Here is an 18,224-nt window from a genome sequence, read left to right on the forward strand (position 1 = left end):
CAAAAGGCGCGACAAGCTTTACCATCGACTATAGAAGGGAGGAGCGCCACATTTGAACTGGATGGGGAATTTACAGCAGCTGGGACGGTCGTTAATGCTGCCGACCATCACCCTGCCGGTGGCGGCCATTTTGCTGCGCCTTGGGAACCTGCCGTGGGCGGAGCTTGGCCTGTCGCAAGTCGGCGACATTTTTTTGTTTTCAGGTACGACGATATTTGCCTATCTGCCGTTGATTTTTGCCGTTGGCGTAGCCCTTGGCTTGACGGAGAGCGCCGGTATTGCAGGGATGTCCGCCCTGATCGGACATTTCATGTTCACTTATGTCCTTCAGCATTTTCTCGGCAATACCTTTGATTTAGGAGTACCGGGCGGTATCCTGATCGGATTGCTTGCGGCTATCGCCTATCATAAATGCAAGGATGTAAGTCTGCCGGAGTACATTCAGCTTTTTGGTGGACCCAGGCTTGTTCCAATCGTTATGGGGTTTGCCATATTTGTCTTAAGCCTGTTCATGATATATGTCGGGCCGCTGCTGGAGCTCGGAATGCAAGCGTTATCCAACGCCATCCTGGGACTTGGCGGCTTCGGTACGTTTTTATATGGGCTGATTCACAGACTCCTTGTGCCTTCCGGCTTGCATCATGTGTTTAATAACTTTTTTTGGTTTCAGCTGGGAGCCTATGATACCCAGGAGAATCCTGTTTACGGGGATCTTCCGCGTTACTTTGCCGGAGACCCTTCGGCAGGCATCTATATGGCCGGGTTGTATCCGATCATGATGTTCGCGCTGCCTGCGATTGCCCTGGCGATCATTCAGGAGGCCCGTGAGGACTTGAAACCCAAGATTAAGGCAACCTTCCTTACCGCGGCGATCAGCTGCTTCCTAACGGGGGTTACGGAGCCTATTGAATTTGCTTTTCTATTCGTGGCGCCGTATTTATTCATCGGGCATGCCGTCTTATCGGGTCTTGCCATGTGGCTCGCTTATGCGCTGGATATTCATCACGGGTTTTCCTATTCGGCGGGAGCCATCGACTTTATTATTAATTTTCATTTGTCGACGAACGGCTGGCTGTTGATCCCGATCGGTGCGGTATACGGTCTATGCTACTATTTCTTGTTCCGCTTTTCGATCCGGCGGTTTCAAATTCCGACCCCGGGCCGCGAGGAGGGCTCTCCCCTGGAGGAGTGGGCCGGTGATATTCCTTACCGTTCTCCACTGATCCTCGAGGCGCTTGGAGGCAAGGAAAACATCAAGCAGATGGAAGCCTGCATTACCCGGCTGCGGTTGACCTTGGTCAATGATAAGCAGCTCGACATTACGGCGCTGAAGCATCTTGGAGCCGCCGGAGTCATTCGTCTCGGCGGAGGGAACGTCCAGGTCGTCTTCGGCACGTATTCGGAGCTGATTCGCGAGGAAATTATGAAGCTGTTTCGGAAGGACATTCAGCAGGTGCTCTTCCACGCGCCGATGCAAGGCCGGATGATTCCTTTGGAGGAAGTGCCGGACAAAATCTTTGCAAGCAAGCTGGTCGGAAACGGTGTTGCCTTCATGCCCGAAAAGGGAGAGCTTGTCTCTCCGGTAGCAGGGAAGATCATTCATATCTATCCTACCTTGCATGCCATTGGCATCGAAACGGCGGAAGGGCTGCAGGTGCTGCTGCACATCGGCATCGACACCGCTCAGCTGCAAGGGAAATATTTTACCGCGCATGTAAAAGAAGGAGATCAGGTGGAGCCGGGCCAGCTGCTCGTCCAGTTTAATCTCCAAAAGGTTAAGAAAAATTGTACTTCACTCGCAACGCCCATGCTGATCACGAATGGGGATTTGGTCAAGTCCATGAGCTTTGCGCCGTATAAAGCAGTCAAGAAAGGGCAGGCATCGGTGATGTCGGTTGTCCTAAAGAGTGCCGTCACTGGGGGAGGGAAAGCTTTTGGTTGAGGGGATCGGAGCATCATCAGGAATTGCGATGGGAAGAGCTTTCGTTATTCCAACCTGGGAGTGGGATTTTCCCGAGAAATTGATTGACGTTGCAGACCTTGCCTTTGAATTCGAAAGGCTTTATGACGGAATCCGTCATTCCAAGGATGAGATCGAACAGATTAAGCAGGAATTTGTCGGGGTGCTGGGAGAAGAACAAACGCAAATTTTCGATGCGCATCTGGCGATTCTGGAGGATCCCGTCTTCATGAGCGAGGTTCAAGGGATTATGCAGCGGCAGTACAAGGCGGCGGAGGTTGCGGTAAAGGAAGCGATCGAGAAGTTCGTCGGCATGTTCGATCTGCTGGACGATCAGTACATGAAGGAGCGGGCGCTCGATATTAAGGATGTGGGCAACCGGCTGCTAAAGCACCTGCTGGGCGCCCTGGAAGAGACGCTGCCGCCGAAGGACCAGCCCTACATCCTTGTAGCAAAGGAGCTGCAGCCTTCTCAGATGGTCCATTTGGACACGCAGAACGCGCTCGGCATGGTCACCATGCTTGGAGGCAAAACGTCGCATGTGGCCATCATGGCACGCGCCATGGGGGTTCCCTACGTGCTTGGCCTCGAGGGCAAGCTGGAGGAGCAAATTCAATCGGGCGATTTTCTGATTATCGACGGAGACGAAGGCGTCGTTTACGTGAATCCGACGGAAGAGCTCATTGAGGAGTATAATAAACGCAAGGAAGAGTGGCTGGAGGTTCGGGCGCAGCTGCAGAAGCTGGTTTGTGTGCCGACACAAACCGAGGACGGCTTCTCCATGCAGCTGGCGGCGAATATCAGCTCCGTCAGAGAGGCGGAACGGGCCGTACAGAACGGCGCCTCCGGCGTAGGGCTGTTCCGTACGGAATTTCTGTATATGGACCGCCATACCTTCCCCGAGGAAGAGGAGCAGTTCAACGTATACCGAGAAGTGGCGGAGCGGCTGGCGGGCAGACGCATCGTGATCCGTACGCTGGATATCGGCGGAGATAAGAATCTCGATTACTTGTCGCTGCCGGAGGAGGAGAATCCTTCCCTAGGCTACCGGGCCATCCGGATTTCGCTTGACCGTACGGATCTGTTCAAAACGCAGCTGCGGGCCATTCTTAGGGCTAGCAGCTACGGAAACATCCATATTATGTACCCGATGATCTCCTCGCTGGATGAGCTGCGAAGAGCCAACGAAATTCTGGACGAGGTCAAGCGGGAGCTGGAAGCGTCTCAAATTCCTTATTGTCGGGACATTGAGGTGGGCATAATGATTGAATTGCCCGCTGCAGTTATGATCTCCGATCTGCTGGCCCGAGAGGTTGATTTCTTCAGTATCGGTACGAACGATCTGGTACAGTATATATTGGCGGTAGACCGGATGAATGAAACGGTAGCGCACCTGTACGATCCGTTCCATCCCGCCGTTTTGCGCATGCTGCAATTCACCTTGGAGAGTGCCAAGCGACATGGCATCCATGTGAGTGTTTGCGGGGAGCTGGCCGGGGATATTCGGGCACTCCCGATCTGGCTGGCGCTCGGGGTGACGGAGCTGAGCATGTCGGTGCAATCGATTCTTAAGGTTAAGAACAGTCTGATCCAGAGCCGAGGCAGCGACAGCGCCAAGATTTGGAGCGAGCTGGCGGTTTGTCCCACTAGCTCCGCGGTCATGGATGTGCTGAATAAGTACGTGCAGGCCGGGATGGTGGATGAAGTGAGCGGACCCCCTGCAGCGAGCGGATGCTGCTGAGCTGGTATTCTAAGCAGAAATCAGATCTGGTTTGATAGAATTTATGGGGAAAAGTTGATCTTTTGCAAAAATATGCAGCCGCTCAAAGTAACGAAAGAACCCGGCCTCTAGGCCGGGTTCTTCCTTATGGATATTTTATCAATGCACGTTTACTCACCGGCTAATGCGTCGCAGAACGCCTTGCCATACGGAGGCAGGTCCGGCGGACGGCGAGCGGAAATGAGGTTTCCGTCAACAACGACAGCCTCGTCCAACCACTCGGCTCCTGCATTCTCCATGTCGTCGCGAATGCCCGGTGTCGAGGTGACCTTGCGTCCTTGCAAAATTTTGGCCGAGATCAGCACCCAGCCGGCATGGCAGATTTGTCCGATCGGCTTGCCGGCGGCGTTCATTTCCTGGACTACCTGAATTACCTTGCCGTATCGGCGCAGCTTATCAGGGGCCCAGCCTCCAGGAACGAGCAATCCGTCATACTGCGAGCTGTCAATCTCATCGAAGGAATATTCCGCTTTGGCGGGTACGCCGTATTTGCCCGTGTAGGATTTGCCCTTCTCCGCACCGGCCATATGGACGACTGCACCCTCCTCCATGGCGCGGTAGACCGGATACCAAAGCTCCAGATCCTCGAATTCCTCATCGACGATGCAGAGCACCTTTTTTCCTTGAAGTCTCAAGTTCATAGCCTCCTCCATAGAGTTCGATTCGTTGTCCATTATACTACGGCAAACGTCTCCGATGCGAATCTGACGATTGCAACAAGGCCGCGTTCATGGGAATATAAGGAGGGGCATTCTAAAAATACGATTAGTAAGGAGCAAGAGCAATGCGAAAAGCATATCGCTGGCTTCCGGCCGTGATTTGGATGGCGGTTATCTATTATTTTTCCTCGAAAACAGGAAACGACTTAGGCGGATGGCTGGATGGCATACGAAAATGGCTGCCGTTTATGGAGGGTTTTGATTGGGGACATTTTGTATCCTACTTTATCTTATCGCTAACCTTCCTCTATGCATTGGAGTACAATCAACGTCCCTTTCTCAGCAAGGCGCTTGCCGTGCTGTTATGCTTCCTTTACGGCTTGACTGACGAATTTCATCAAAGCTTCGTCCCCGGAAGGACGCCGGATTGGATGGACATCCGCAATGATGTAATCGGGGCGGCGCTTGCGATGCTGTTTGTCTCCATTCCGCCGGTGACCCGCTTATTTCGAAGGCTGTAGCGGTGGCAAACATTGCTAGGCTCGGGGCAGCAGGAGAATGAAGCAAAAGATCGAATTTCTACACAGTCAAGGTTTTGTTTCCCGCCCAAAGGAGTGGTATTGTTGCAGAAGCAGTGCAGATGCGGCAGCGAGATGAGCATTCGCCTTCGAACTGTAATCTATCAAAACAAAGTAGAAATCGACAATGTCCCTGTGTTCTCTTGTGATTCGTGCAACCGGAGTGAGGTTTTTTCAGAGGTGAAGCCGGAGCTGACAGCGCTAATCGGAACACTTGGAAGTAAGCCGGAGAAGAAGCAGCTTCAATTTGGAGAGGTAAGCGAAATCGCTTTGTTAATGCTCAAGGTAACGGAGAAAAAGAGAGCGGCCGATCCAGTGGAGTCCATCATTCAAGAACGGATTAACGAGCTGTTGGATCTGCTCTTGCTTGCTCAATCGCTGAACGATGAACCATGGATGGAAGACATCCGCAAACGGCTGTCCCAAATTACCAAGCACTCGTTAACGATGCAGGATTTCTGAAAGCCGCTGCTTTGCAGTTGGCTTTTTTGCCATAATTTGATACTATAACTTATAATAAAGGCCATATTCATTGATTTAGCTGTTTTTTTGTCGTATGATAAGGCTAAATGACATGATCGCATTATATTTTTTTACATTGGAGAGAATGACCGTGACTGTAACCATTTATGATGTAGCCAGAGAAGCAGGCGTTTCCATGGCAACCGTATCACGCGTTGTCAATAACAATCCAAACGTGAAGCCGCAAACTCGAAAAAAGGTGTTTGAAGCGATTGAACGGCTTGGCTATCGTCCGAATGCGGTTGCTCGCGGGCTGGCAAGTAAGAAGACGACAACCGTAGGCGTTGTTATTCCGGATATTTCGAATTCGATTTTCTCCGAGGTCGCCCGCGGCATCGAAGACATTGCTAACATGTACCATTACAATATTATTTTGTGTAATGCGGATAAGAAGAAGGATAAGGAGATCCGCGTGATCAATACGCTTCTGGAGAAGCAGGTGGACGGTCTTCTCTTTATGGGCGGCGCGATTACGGACGAGCATCTTCAGGCGTTCAAAACCTCGTCGGTGCCGGTTGTTCTGTGTGCGACGGCGGACGAGAAGCGCTCCATTCCTTCGGTGGATATTGACCATGAGAAAGCGGCTTACGACGCGGTTTCCTTATTGATTCAGAACGGACACGAGAAGATTGCCATGATCTCGGGTACGCTGCAGGATCCGGCTAACGGCTATTCCCGCTATCAGGGCTACCGGAAAGCCATGGAGAATGCAGGGCTTGCTATCCGTGACGAATATATCCGGATCGGCAACTACCGCTACGAGTCCGGTATGGATGCAACCAAGTACTTCTTGGAGCTGAGTGACCGTCCTACGGCGATTTTCGCAGCCAACGACGAGATGGCGATTGGCGCGATTCATACGCTTCAGGACAACGGCGTAAACGTGCCTGGGGATATCTCCATTATCAGCGTAGATAACATCCGTATGGCGTCCATGGTACGTCCGCAGCTGACGACGGTAGCGCAGCCGATGTATGATATCGGCGCCGTAGCGATGCGTCTTCTTACGAAGCTCATGAACAAGGAGACGAAGGATGCTTCCGAACTAACGCAGGTAACGTTACCGCATGAGGTCATTCATAGAAACTCGGTGGCTCATCGTTGATATGAGCCACTTTCTTTTCATAGGGGACTACTGAGGAGGTGCCACGTTGGCTTTTCACAAAATTGGGGTTATCGGTGCAATGAAAGAGGAGATCGAGCTGTTTCATCAGCACATGCAAGATGTTAAGGAGACGACGAGAGCGAAGGTTACCTTCTTTGAAGGAACGTTTTTGGGTAAATCGATCGTGCTTTGTAAGTCTGGAGTCGGCAAAGTGAATGCTGCGGTGACTACGCAGGTTTTGGTCGATACCTTCGGTGTGGATGCCGTTGTGTTCACTGGTGTGGCCGGCGCAGTGGATCCCGGTCTTAACGTAGGAGATATTGTTGTATCCAACGAGTGCTTGCAGCATGATATGGACGTAACGGCGTTAGGCTTTCCTAGAGGGACGATCCCTTACGAGGAAACCTCGACCTTCGTAGCGGACGAGCAGCTGCGGAAGCTGGCATTACAGGTAAGCAAGGAGCTGTTCGGGGACCGGGTCAAGGAAGGCCGGGTGCTGTCCGGAGATCAATTTATTGCGAGCCGTGAGACGGTTGGCAAGCTGTATTCGGAGCTGCAAGGGACCTGCACGGAGATGGAGGGAGCGGCTGTTGCCCAGGTGTGCTCCATGAACGGGACCCCGTTCGTCATCATTCGTTCCATGTCCGACAAGGCGGATGGCTCGGCTCATGTTAATTTCGCGGAATTCACGGTGCAGGCATCGGAGAATTCCTACCGGATCGTAGAACAAATGCTGAAACAGCTGTAGTACATATCAGTTGAAGGAGAGAACAGACAAGATGACAGCAGTAACGATGGAACAGGTTGTGGCATTAGCGAAGCACCGGGGCTTTATTTTTCCGGGCTCCGAAATTTACGGCGGTTTAGCCAATACGTGGGATTACGGCCCTCTCGGTGTGGAATTAAAAAATAACATCAAGCGTGCCTGGTGGAAAAAATTTATTCAGCAATCTCCATACAATGTCGGGTTGGACGCAGCCATTCTTATGAATCCCCAAGCTTGGGTAGCATCAGGTCACGTTGGAAACTTCAACGATCCGATGATTGACTGCAAGCAATGTAAGTCGCGGCACCGTGCGGATAAGATCATTGAAAACGCGTTGTCGGACAAAGGCATCGAGATGGTCGTCGACGGCCTGAGCTTCGATCAGATGATGGATCTGATTCGTGAGCATCATATCGTTTGTCCAGATTGCGGAGCTTTCGATTACACGGAAATTCGCCAATTTAACTTGATGTTTAAGACGTTTCAGGGTGTGACTGAGTCGTCGGCGAATACGGTGTATTTGCGACCGGAAACGGCACAGGGAATCTTTGTAAACTTCAAGAACGTTCAACGGACTATGCGTAAGAAGCTTCCTTTCGGTATCGGCCAAATCGGTAAAAGCTTCCGTAACGAAATTACTCCGGGTAACTTTACGTTCCGTACGCGCGAATTCGAGCAGATGGAGCTTGAATTTTTCTGCAAGCCGGGAGAGGACCTGAAGTGGTTCGAGTTTTGGCGCGGATTCTGCCGCGACTGGCTGCTTTCGCTAAATATGAAGGAGGGCAGCATCCGTCTTCGCGATCACTCGGATGACGAGCTGTCTCATTACAGTAATGCAACGACGGATATCGAATATCGCTTCCCGTTCGGATGGGGCGAGCTGTGGGGCATTGCCGATCGTACGGATTATGACCTCAAGCAGCATATGGAGCATTCCGGAGAAGATTTTAACTATATCGACCAGGAAACAAATGAGCGATACATTCCTTACTGTATCGAGCCTTCCCTTGGTGCAGACCGCGTGACGTTGGCGTTCCTTATCGATGCCTATGAGGAGCAGCAGCTGGAAGGCGACGACAGCCGGACAGTCTTGCATTTGCACCCGGCACTGGCTCCTTATAAGGCAGCGATCTTCCCGCTGTCCAAGAAGCTCTCCGAGGGAGCACAGAAGGTATTCCAGGATTTGGCCCAAAACTTCCTTGTTGATTACGACGAATCCGGCTCTATCGGCAAACGTTACCGCCGTCATGATGAGATCGGTACTCCGTTCTGTATCACATATGATTTCGAATCCGAAACCGATGGCCAGGTCACGGTGCGCGATCGCGATACCATGGAGCAAACACGGATGCCGATCAGCGAATTGAAGGCATTTATTGAAGCCAAAACCCAATTTTAATAAGAAATGAAATGACCCGTGGATCCTTTATCCATGGGTCATTCTTTTTGTAAAATAACGTTAAGATAAGGAATATTTCTGTAAATTAACTGCATCCTAATAACATTGCAGTGATACAAAAAGACGCAAGCTCACTAATGAAATTACCACATTACCGGAACGCCCGAAATGCTTAGTCAACCAGAAATGATGTGAATCTATGTGAGCAAAACGATCTCAGACAAGGTGTTATGGAGTATCGCCCTCCCCGGTTTCGGACAGCTTCTGAACGGAAAGTATTTGAAAGGCTTGCTTTTCATTGCTTTGGAATTTCTTATTAATGTCTATTCGGGCTTGAACGAGGTGATTATGCTTAGCTTTCAGGGGCAGATCGCTGAGGCTGTGGACAGAACGAACTATGAGTGGTTAATGTTTTACCCTTGCGTTTATATGTTCGCGATCTGGGACGCTTATCGTGACGCAAAGGGGCAGCTGCCATCCACAGCTACGCTGCCGTTTGTACTGGGTGCTTATTTTGGTACAGTGGGGATCATTTACTCCAGCAGTTTCACGTTAGGCGGCAAATTGCTTGGACCGGTTTGGCTGGGGATGTTTGCCTACGGTGTCGGCGCTCTGTTAGGATACGTATTGTACCGAGCCCTGAGACAGAGGGGGACATGAAAATACCCGCTGGCACGAAGAGTGCGGCGGGTATTTTTCACGGTAAATATAGACAGGCAAGCTCTTTATTTTGACGATTTTTCATCGTGATCTCGGCACGACGAGGCATGGGCGCCCATTGATGTGTAGGATCAAGCCACGTTACGGGCAATTCCTCCTCACTTTGGGCTTGCCATGCATTGACCCATTCTTGGGGGAGGGGAAGCTCCGGATGTTGCTCCAGCTTCTGCAGGAGCGGATGATCGGTCATCTCCAGCCATAACAAGCTCCATGCCCGGGGAACGACTCGCCAAATGTCATAGCCGCCTCCGCCCAGCGCGACCCAACGACCGCCGCAAATCTCATGAGCGAGCCGATGAATGATTCGCGGCATTTCACGGTACACGGTCATGCTGCAATGGATATGAGCAAGCGGATCATACGCATGAGCATCGCACCCGTGCTGGGAAACGATCAGATCCGGCTGAAACTGCTTGGCCGCTCTTATCAGCACCTCTTCAAAGCATTCCAGCCACGATTCATCTTCTGTATACGGTTCCAAGGGAACATTAATAGAGGTGCCGAAGCCGCTGCCTTCACCGCGTTCATTCACAGCCCCCGTACCCGGAAATAAGTACTTGCCCGTTTCATGAATGGAGAAGGTACATACATCCGGATCGGTGTAAAAGCTCCATTGCACGCCGTCCCCGTGATGAACATCGGTATCGATATAAAGCACTCGGGCGCCGTAAGCTTGCTTCGCATGCTCTATAGCTACAGAGGCATCGTTATATACGCAAAATCCGGCTCCCTTGTTGGGAAGCGCATGGTGAAGGCCGCCCCCGAGATGCAGGGCATGCTGCGCCTTCCCTTGGACAACAGAATCCACTGCGACAATCGAGCCGCCTACGACCATGGATGTCACCTCATGCATGTGAGGGAAGAACGGTGTGTCTTCTGTATCCAACCCATACCGGCCGGCCATTGCTACCCATTGGGCATCCGGCGAAGGGTGGCTTAGGCTTTTGACTGCCTCGATATACTCGGGATTATGGATCAGCCGGAGCTGATCCTCGCTGGCTTTGATCGGCTCGAGGAGCTGGCCGGAATGCAGTGCTCCGGCGGTTCTTAGAAGATCAACCGTGAGCATTAGCCTTTTTTGATTAAACGGATGGTTATCGTTAAATCGGTACGCTGTTTCATTTTCATCGTATATAAAAAGTGCTTTCGGCATCATTGCTTTTTCGCCCCCATCAATACATGAAGCGCTGACGAAATCGTACACGATCGAACTTCTCGACAGAGGACAGCGGGACGTGCTTACCGATCCGCACCATAAGGCAATTGGCCGGATGCGAGCATATTTCCGGGTCATCGGTAGCGAACCAAACCATGTCTACACACTTCATCAGCTTTTCCATCATATCCCTGTATTGCCAGACGGATAATCCGCTTTTCTCCAAATCCCAATGCCAGTAGTACTCCGTCGTAAAAACGATCATATTTTCCAGCTGTTCTTTTTCAAATGCCAGACGTATCATCTTTTTCCCAAGACCCAAGCCCCGGTACGCATCAGCTACTTCAATGGCGCCGAGCTCAAGCAAATCCTCCATTTGTCCTTCCGACCAGCGCTCCAGCTCATCCGCATAATGGAAAGTGACATACCCGATAATCTCTCGCTCTTTACGCGCCAAAATAATGCGGCCTTCCGGAAGCTCCGCAATTTCAATCAAAGCCTCGAATTGCTCCCTTGGCCTTCGAAACGCATCAAGATCCGGATGCATTGCGTACGCTCGAAGCTGCTCAGGAGGCACCGGACCTTCCACGATGATATCGGATCCCTCGTGCGGAATAGAAAGGGAGTGGTACAGTTTCTTATGTTCCATGTATGGCATGAAGTCTCCCTATTGAAAAGTTAATATCATAACAATAACAAAAAAATAGTCGTAACGGAAGGGTTATGATATAATGATGAGGGTTTTCTATTTACCATTCATTGGACTGTACTTGTAAGCGTTTAAATTGTTAAATTTTTACGATTCGGAGGAGAACTAGGATGGATCACGCAAACGTAGAAAGTATTGCACCTGTTGCAGCCTCACCCAACATGAAAAATTATGAAGAAGAGCGTGCCCATTTCAGCTGGGAACAGATCGAAAAAACGTTCACCTGGTCTCAGACAGGGAATGTGAACATGGCCTATGAGGCTATAGATCGCCATGCCGAAGGGGCTTTGCGGGACAAGATCGCGCTCTATTATAGTGACGATCGCCGGGATGAGAAATATACATATGAGCAGATGAAGCGCAGCTCGAATCGTTTCGGGAACGTGCTTCGTAAGCTGGGCATCGAGAAAGGGGACCGGGTGTTCATCTTCATGCCGAGAACACCGGAGCTCTACTTCGCTCTGCTGGGAGCGATTAAGATCGGTGCGGTAGTCGGTCCTTTGTTTGAAGCTTTCATGGAAACGGCGGTGAAAGACCGTCTGGAGGACAGTGAAGCGGTAGCGATCGTAACGACACCTGCCTTATTGTCGCGCGTACCGGCAAGCGAGCTGCCGAATCTGAAGCACATCATTCTGGTAGGTCAGGATATCGAGCTGCAAGCCGGTCAGGTTGATTTCCATAAAGAGATGGCAGAGGCATCGGAAGAACTCGCTATCGAGTGGGTGGACCGCGAAGACGGGATGCTGATTCATTATACCTCGGGTTCGACAGGGAAGCCCAAAGGGGTTTTCCATGTTCATAACGCGATGCTGCAGCATTACTATACAGGGCGCGTCGTACTGGATTTGCAGGCTGACGATGTGTACTGGTGTACGGCCGACCCAGGCTGGGTAACGGGTACCTCCTACGGGATCTTCGCTCCTTGGCTGAACGGGGCTACGAATGTCATTCGCGGTGGCCGCTTCAGTCCTCAGGACTGGTACCGGACCATTGAGAAATATAGCATTACAGTGTGGTACAGCGCACCTACGGCATTCCGAATGCTGATGGGAGCAGGGGACGAGGCAGTCAAGCAATTTAATCTCTCCAGCCTGCGTCATGTGCTCAGCGTCGGAGAGCCTCTGAACCCTGAGGTTGTTCGCTGGGGACTTAAGGTGTATGGGCAGCGAATTCATGATACCTGGTGGATGACGGAGACCGGGGGTCAGCTGATCTGTAATTATCCTGCTATGGCGATTCGGCCTGGTTCGATGGGTAAACCGATCCCTGGGGTGGATGCAGCGATCATTGACGATGCCGGCAATGTGCTTCCTCCATATCGCATGGGCAACTTGGCCGTGAAAACACCTTGGCCTTCGATGATGCGCAAGATTTGGAAAAATCCTGCAAAGTACGAAGAATACTTCCGGATCCCGGGCTGGTACATCTCCGGTGATTCTGCGTATATGGACGCTGACGGATACTTCTGGTTCCAAGGCCGTATTGATGACGTCATCAATACAGCCGGAGAGAGGGTAGGTCCGTTCGAAGTAGAAAGCAAGCTGGTGGAGCATCCGGCTGTTGCTGAGGCAGGCGTTATCGGAAAGCCTGATCCTATGCGGGGCGAAATCATCAAGGCGTTTATCGCGCTGCGTGAAGGCTATGCGCCATCCGATGAGCTTAAAGCGGATATTGCGAAGTTCGTGAAGGAAGGACTATCGGCTCACGCGGCTCCGCGTGAAATTGAATTTAAGGATAAGCTGCCGAAGACACGAAGCGGGAAAATCATGCGCCGTGTACTTAAGGCTTGGGAGCTTAATCTGCCGACAGGCGATCTGTCAACCATAGAGGATTAATCGAAAAAGGCTGATTCGCTAAGTGATGTCACTTAGAACGAATCAGCCTTTTTACTCAATTTACTTATATCGAACCGGAGTGCTTGGTTTGGATTCACCAGCGCCATTCACGGCTGCGATCCGATAAAATCCTTCATACTCGGCGGCATAATACTTAAACTCCGCTGCATTATTTACGGTACCGATTTTGGTGTAGGGGCCATTCTCCTTCTGACTGAAATAAATGACGTACTGCTTTACTTGTTCTTTATCCGAAGCTTCTTTCCATTTGAGCTCAATGCCGGCGCCGCTAGACTTGATGGAAAGCCCGGATGGTGTGGAAGGGGCTTCTTTCGGCGCTGCCGCCGTTCCACCAGGAGTCGGCTTTCCTGGATCCGTGGCCGAACCGTTGTCAGGAAGCTTCATAGGATTCCCGTCTGCCTGGTTCATGAAGAACAGATCCACTGAGGTACCGTCGGTGAAAGCGACCTTGCTCGGTGCCGATTCTTTGCCGGCTACGTCTACTGCAGTTACATAATAGCCGTATATTTGCGTACCGGGCGCCCCCGAATCGGTAAACTTGGTTTCGTTACCTGCATGGATAACCTTGCCGGCCATCCGCTCAAAATTACCTTTGCCAACCGATCGATATAAACGGTAACCCACCGTATCCGGGCTATTGCTGGCTTGGAATGTAATGGTACTTGTGTTCTCAGCATGGGTTGCCACTACAGTCGTCGGAGCATTCGGCACCTTCCCGTCATCCGACCGCGGATCAACCTCAGAAGGGGCGTCATCGTCATAATCCGTCGGCTTATAAAAGTCGAGAGGTCGCTGCCGATCGGCCGGCAGCCTGTTGATGATTTGTGACAGCTCCTTCAACAGGGAGCTTACGGATTTCGGACGTTTGATTACCAGCTTTTCTTTAACGAAATCGGCCGGTGTGCCAGGCTGGGCGATATAATTGATTCCGTTAAACGGAATGATAGCCTGCTGGACCATCGCGTTGTCTTCTTCCGTAGGCAAATATTTTTTATTGAACAAATCCGTGGTCAGCTTATTGGACTTCGTAACTAATTCGCTTGGAAGCTTGCCGGATACGCTGGATACGGTAGCTTCCACTATCGCCTCCGGACGCTCGAACTTCTTCGTAGGAAACAGCTCGGGCTTCAGATCTATAGCATTATTCATTGCCATAGCCCAGATGTTCTTCGCCCGGTTCGTTCCATCCGTCCGCTTGCTCAGCTTATGGATGGGTAGGTCATACCCTGCCCATACGCCGAGTGTGATATCCGGCGTATATCCCATGAACCAAGCGTCTGCGTCATCCTGAGTAGAGCCCGTTTTTCCGACGATCGGCATCTTTCCATAGTACTTAAATTTCTTCATCAGGTCCGTCGCCGTTCCGGAGGTAACAACGGTGCGCATCATATCCGTGATTAAGTAGGCGGTTTCCTCCGAGAACGCCACGCTTGGCTTCAGATCGTGCTGGAAAATGACCTTGCCGTGCGAATCGGTGATCTTGCGGATCATAAAGGCTTCATTGTAAACGCCTTTGTTCCCCATCGTTGCATAGGCATTCGTCAACTCGCGAACGGACACGCCGTACTTCAAGCCGCCAATTACCCCCGTCTGTGCGACATAGTCGTCCTTCGTAATGGACTGGATGCCCATTTTTTTGGCGAATTCCCAAGCCTGCTGAATGCCCACGTCCTCCACAAACAGCTTGATGGCAGGAATATTATACGATTGATTTAATGCTCTCCTCGCCGTAATCAAGCCGTGATAGCCGTCATCCCAGTTCTCGGGAATATGGTAGCCGGCTTTTGTTCCGTCCTTCAAAATAAGCGGAACGTCATCGATGACGGATGCGGGCTGAATCAAGCCCTTTTCCATAGCAGGTATGTACGCGGCGACCGGCTTCATCGTAGACCCGGGCTGCCTGAATGCTTGAGTGGCATGGTTCAGCTGTCCTTTGGTAAAGTCGCGGCCCTCAATCATAGCCAGAATGGCGCCCGTCTTGCTTTCCATCATGACCGCTCCGATCTGCTCTATGCCTTTCGTCGGATCGTCCGGAGAAAAGTTTTTCGGCTCGTCGGCAATAGCGCGCAGCGCCTCGTAAATCTGCTTGTCAATCGTGGTATAAACATGGTAGCCGCCGCGGGACAGCTGGCTTTGCATATTTTTCAGCGCTTCATTATAGGCCTCGGGATTTTTCTGCGGATCCAGCTTCGGTTCCTGTACCTGCAGCAGAGCCTTGGCCGCTTCCTTCTCCACCTCGATCATGAGGTAAGGGTAGGTAGTGTAAGCCTTCTTCTGCGGCTCGGCAAGCGAGCTCTTCAGGTCGAAGGCGAGCGCCTCCTGATACTGCTGCTCCGTGATCTTGTTTTCCTCCAGCATCCGCTTTAGAACAAGCTGCTGGCGCTGTACGGCACGCTTGAAGGCAGCGCCGTCAAATTGCCCGCGGCTCGTGAACGTAGAGTAATTGCTTGGCTGCTGCGGAAGTCCGGCCAGATAAGCCGCCTGGGCCACATTGATTTCCTTCAGGTCCTCAATGTTAAAGACTCCCTTGGCTGCAGCTTTGATGCCATACAGCCCGTACCCGGCTGCACCGTTGCCGTAAGGAATTTTGTTCAAGTAGGCAAGCAGAATCTCCTCCTTGGACATAAGGCGCTCGAGCCGTAGGGACAGGAAGATTTCCTTGGCCTTCCGGCTGTCATCCCGGTCCAGCGTCAGGAAGACACGGCGTGCCAGCTGCTGTGTGATCGTACTTCCGCCGGTTTGCACATCCTGATTCAGCAGCTTCTGAACGACCGCCCGCGCCAGCCCCTTGAAATCGATGCCGATATGATTGTAGAACTCATTGTCTTCAATGGCGAATACCGCATCAAGCACCACCTGCGGAATATCATTGATTTCGGCGAGGCGGCGGTCCTCCTCCGAACGAAGCTGACCGACGACCTCATCGTCACGGAAATAAACGAAACCGGTCAGGGCGTTATCCTGCATCTGTTCCATCATCATTTCCTTGCTTCGAACAGGATCGTCTTTTACCAGCGCGGTGATATACCCAAAGCCTGCGCCGCCGGCGAGAAAGCCGCCAAGCAGACCGATGACGAACAGCACCTTGAAGGTGATCCAGCAGTATTTACCGATTCTCAGAAATATTTTTTTATAATCAGTTCGCTTCTTTTCTGTCTCCATAGAATACAAGTCCCTCCGATAAGTAAAAAAAGCATTCTTTCCCATTATACCACAGTGACGCATGGATGGACACAAACGTTCTTATGACCTGCCGGCCGATAACCGGATGATGAACTCTCGAGGCCGCTTATGCAATACACTATAGGAACTAGGAACTACGGGTTTGACAACCGTTTCGACGTTGTGGTATAAATAACGTTAACATATGGAATGCGTTGATGGACATGAGTAGGGTAAGGTGCAAGTCAAGCAGAGAGCCGGTGGCTGGTGTGAACCGGTGGCAGCCCTTATGCCGAATTACCGTCCGGAGCAGAAGAGGGGAACCACGCTAAGCGTGCAGTAGTCTCTATCGGGTTCACGGCCCTTATCCGTTCAAGTGAAAGTCCTTACGTTACACGCTTTGTGAACTGGACTTTAATTAGGGTGGTACCGCGAGTTCAAAGCCTTCTCGTCCCTTTGGGATAGAAGGCTTTTTTATTTTGTAAAGGAGAGAGAAGCCAATGAGTTTACTGCAGGATTTGGAGTTCCGTGGATTGATCCACCAAATGACCGACAGAGAAGGTCTGGAGAAAAAAATGAATGAAGGACCGATCGCGCTTTATGCGGGCTTCGACCCGACGGCGGACAGCCTGCACCTGGGGCATTTGCTGCCGATTCTGACGCTGCGCCGCTTTCAGCTGGCCGGACATATCCCGATTGCGCTTGTGGGCGGAGGCACCGGCTTGATCGGGGATCCGAGCGGACGGTCTACCGAAAGGTCGCTTAACTCTAGTGATATCGTAGCGGAATGGACGGAGAGACTGAGACAGCAGTTATCTCGTTTCTTGAGCTTTGAGGCGGAGGGCAATGCCGCTCAAATGGTCAATAACTTTGACTGGCTGGGCAATTTGAACGTAATCGGCTTTTTACGCGATATCGGTAAAAACTTCACTGTAAACTACATGCTGGCGAAGGATTCCGTTGATTCCCGTCTGGAGAAGGGGATTTCGTTCACCGAGTTCAGCTACATGATTTTGCAGGCTTATGACTTCTTTAAGCTGAATGAGGACAACAACTGCTCGTTGCAAATCGGCGGAAGCGACCAATGGGGGAATATCACCGCAGGTCTTGAGCTGATCGGGAAAACGACAAGCCGCCAAGCGTTCGGCATGACCATGCCGCTCATTACGAAGAGTGACGGCACGAAGTTCGGAAAGACGGCAGGTGGCGCCGTATGGCTCGATCCGGCGAAAACATCGCCGTACCAATTTTACCAGTTCTGGGTCAACACAGACGATAATGATGTCATTAAGTTTCTGAAATACTTTACGTTCCTCAGCCCTGGTGAGATAGAGCAGATGGAACTTCAGGTAAAGGAAAGCCCTGAGAAACGGGAGGCACAGCGCGTGCTGGCTAGCGAAATGACTGAGCTGGTACACGGCAAGGAAGCGGTACAAAGCGCGATCAAAATCTCCGAAGTGCTGTTTAGCGGCAATGTCGGTTCGCTGAATGCAAGTGAAATCGAGGAAGCGTTCAAGGACGTGCCGTCGACGGAGATTGCAGAAAACACCGAAATCGGACTCATTGATCTGCTGGTGGAGGTCAAGGCGGCTCCATCCAAGCGGCAGGCGCGCCAGGATATCGAGAGCGGAGCGATTTCCATCAACGGCAATAAGGTGACGGATTTGGAGAAGCGAATTGGTTCGGATGACCGGATCGAAGGGCGCTACCTGGTGCTCCGACGCGGGAAGCGTAACTACTACATGGTGAAGTTTATTTAAACAGCAAAGGGCTGTTCTCGGGCTTAATTGTCCCGGGAGCAGCCCTTCGTTATATCCTGAAGAAAAAAAGAGCCCTGCATCCACAGGATGCC

14 protein-coding genes and 1 other annotated feature are annotated in these 18,224 nt (G+C 51.4%); of the genes, 10 read left to right on the forward strand and 4 right to left on the reverse strand.

The window, feature by feature from the left end; translation table 11 throughout:
• Nucleotides 1-52 precede the first annotated feature (52 nt).
• Nucleotides 53-1,942 carry a glucose PTS transporter subunit IIA gene (locus RAC89_RS22270; RefSeq protein ID WP_306615823.1) on the forward strand — a complete coding sequence of 630 codons (1,890 nt, stop codon included), beginning with the start codon at nucleotides 53-55 and terminating at the stop codon, nucleotides 1,940-1,942.
• Nucleotides 1,935-3,701 (forward strand): phosphoenolpyruvate--protein phosphotransferase, encoded by a 1,767-nt coding sequence (ptsP, locus tag RAC89_RS22275; RefSeq protein WP_306615824.1) that lies wholly within the window; start codon nucleotides 1,935-1,937, stop codon nucleotides 3,699-3,701. Before RAC89_RS22270 ends, ptsP begins: the two co-directional genes overlap by 8 nt.
• Nucleotides 3,702-3,850: 149 nt before the next feature.
• Here ptsP and RAC89_RS22280 read toward each other — a convergent pair whose 3' ends face one another.
• A complete protein-coding gene (locus RAC89_RS22280) occupies nucleotides 3,851-4,375 on the reverse strand; it encodes a type 1 glutamine amidotransferase domain-containing protein (RefSeq protein ID WP_284638879.1) in 525 nt (174 codons plus the stop codon).
• Between the two features lie 149 nt (nucleotides 4,376-4,524).
• Between RAC89_RS22280 and RAC89_RS22285 the strand changes: the two genes are divergently transcribed.
• The 6 genes from RAC89_RS22285 to RAC89_RS22310 all read left to right on the forward strand — a co-directional run bounded on the left by RAC89_RS22285 (nucleotide 4,525) and on the right by RAC89_RS22310 (nucleotide 9,429).
• Nucleotides 4,525-4,920, forward strand: coding sequence for a VanZ family protein (locus RAC89_RS22285; RefSeq protein WP_306615825.1), 396 nt, complete (start codon nucleotides 4,525-4,527; stop codon nucleotides 4,918-4,920).
• A gap of 102 nt (nucleotides 4,921-5,022) precedes the next feature.
• The gene (locus RAC89_RS22290) at nucleotides 5,023-5,439 is read left to right on the forward strand and encodes a hypothetical protein (protein WP_284638881.1); all 417 of its coding nucleotides are present in this window, start codon (nucleotides 5,023-5,025) and stop codon (nucleotides 5,437-5,439) included.
• 151 nt (nucleotides 5,440-5,590) lie between these two features.
• A complete protein-coding gene (gene ccpA / locus RAC89_RS22295; protein WP_306615826.1) occupies nucleotides 5,591-6,604 on the forward strand; it encodes a catabolite control protein A in 1,014 nt (337 codons plus the stop codon).
• Nucleotides 6,605-6,650: 46 nt separating this feature from the next.
• Complete coding sequence (locus RAC89_RS22300; protein ID WP_284638883.1) at nucleotides 6,651-7,352, forward strand: 5'-methylthioadenosine/adenosylhomocysteine nucleosidase; 702 nt, start codon at nucleotides 6,651-6,653, stop codon at nucleotides 7,350-7,352.
• Nucleotides 7,353-7,383: 31 nt separating this feature from the next.
• The gene (locus RAC89_RS22305) at nucleotides 7,384-8,769 is read left to right on the forward strand and encodes a glycine--tRNA ligase (protein WP_306615827.1); all 1,386 of its coding nucleotides are present in this window, start codon (nucleotides 7,384-7,386) and stop codon (nucleotides 8,767-8,769) included.
• A 201-nt stretch (nucleotides 8,770-8,970) separates the two neighbouring features.
• Complete coding sequence (locus RAC89_RS22310; protein WP_306615828.1) at nucleotides 8,971-9,429, forward strand: hypothetical protein; 459 nt, start codon at nucleotides 8,971-8,973, stop codon at nucleotides 9,427-9,429.
• A gap of 37 nt (nucleotides 9,430-9,466) precedes the next feature.
• Here the strand turns inward: RAC89_RS22310 and RAC89_RS22315 are convergent, their stop codons facing one another.
• Nucleotides 9,467-10,645: an acetoin utilization protein AcuC gene (locus RAC89_RS22315; protein ID WP_306615829.1), complete on the reverse strand. Its 1,179-nt coding sequence runs from the start codon at nucleotides 10,643-10,645 to the stop codon at nucleotides 9,467-9,469.
• A 16-nt stretch (nucleotides 10,646-10,661) separates the two neighbouring features.
• Entirely contained in the window at nucleotides 10,662-11,294 is a 633-nt protein-coding gene (locus RAC89_RS22320; protein ID WP_284638887.1) for a GNAT family N-acetyltransferase, read from the reverse strand.
• A gap of 170 nt (nucleotides 11,295-11,464) precedes the next feature.
• Here RAC89_RS22320 and acsA point away from each other — a divergent pair, with 170 nt between their 5' ends.
• Nucleotides 11,465-13,189 (forward strand): acetate--CoA ligase, encoded by a 1,725-nt coding sequence (gene acsA, locus RAC89_RS22325; RefSeq protein WP_306615830.1) that lies wholly within the window; start codon nucleotides 11,465-11,467, stop codon nucleotides 13,187-13,189.
• Nucleotides 13,190-13,249: 60 nt separating this feature from the next.
• On the opposite strand, the gene RAC89_RS22330 is transcribed toward acsA, so the two are convergent.
• Nucleotides 13,250-16,372 (reverse strand): transglycosylase domain-containing protein, encoded by a 3,123-nt coding sequence (locus tag RAC89_RS22330; RefSeq protein WP_306615831.1) that lies wholly within the window; start codon nucleotides 16,370-16,372, stop codon nucleotides 13,250-13,252.
• Between the two features lie 206 nt (nucleotides 16,373-16,578).
• Nucleotides 16,579-16,831 (forward strand) — a binding site (T-box leader).
• Between the two features lie 41 nt (nucleotides 16,832-16,872).
• Here RAC89_RS22330 and tyrS point away from each other — a divergent pair.
• Nucleotides 16,873-18,132 (forward strand): tyrosine--tRNA ligase, encoded by a 1,260-nt coding sequence (gene tyrS / locus RAC89_RS22335; RefSeq protein WP_306615832.1) that lies wholly within the window; start codon nucleotides 16,873-16,875, stop codon nucleotides 18,130-18,132.
• Nucleotides 18,133-18,224: the final 92 nt, after the last annotated feature.

The organism is Paenibacillus sp. GD4, from assembly GCF_030846225.1.
Taxonomy (GTDB): Bacteria; Bacillota; Bacilli; order Paenibacillales; family NBRC-103111; genus Paenibacillus_G; species Paenibacillus_G silviterrae.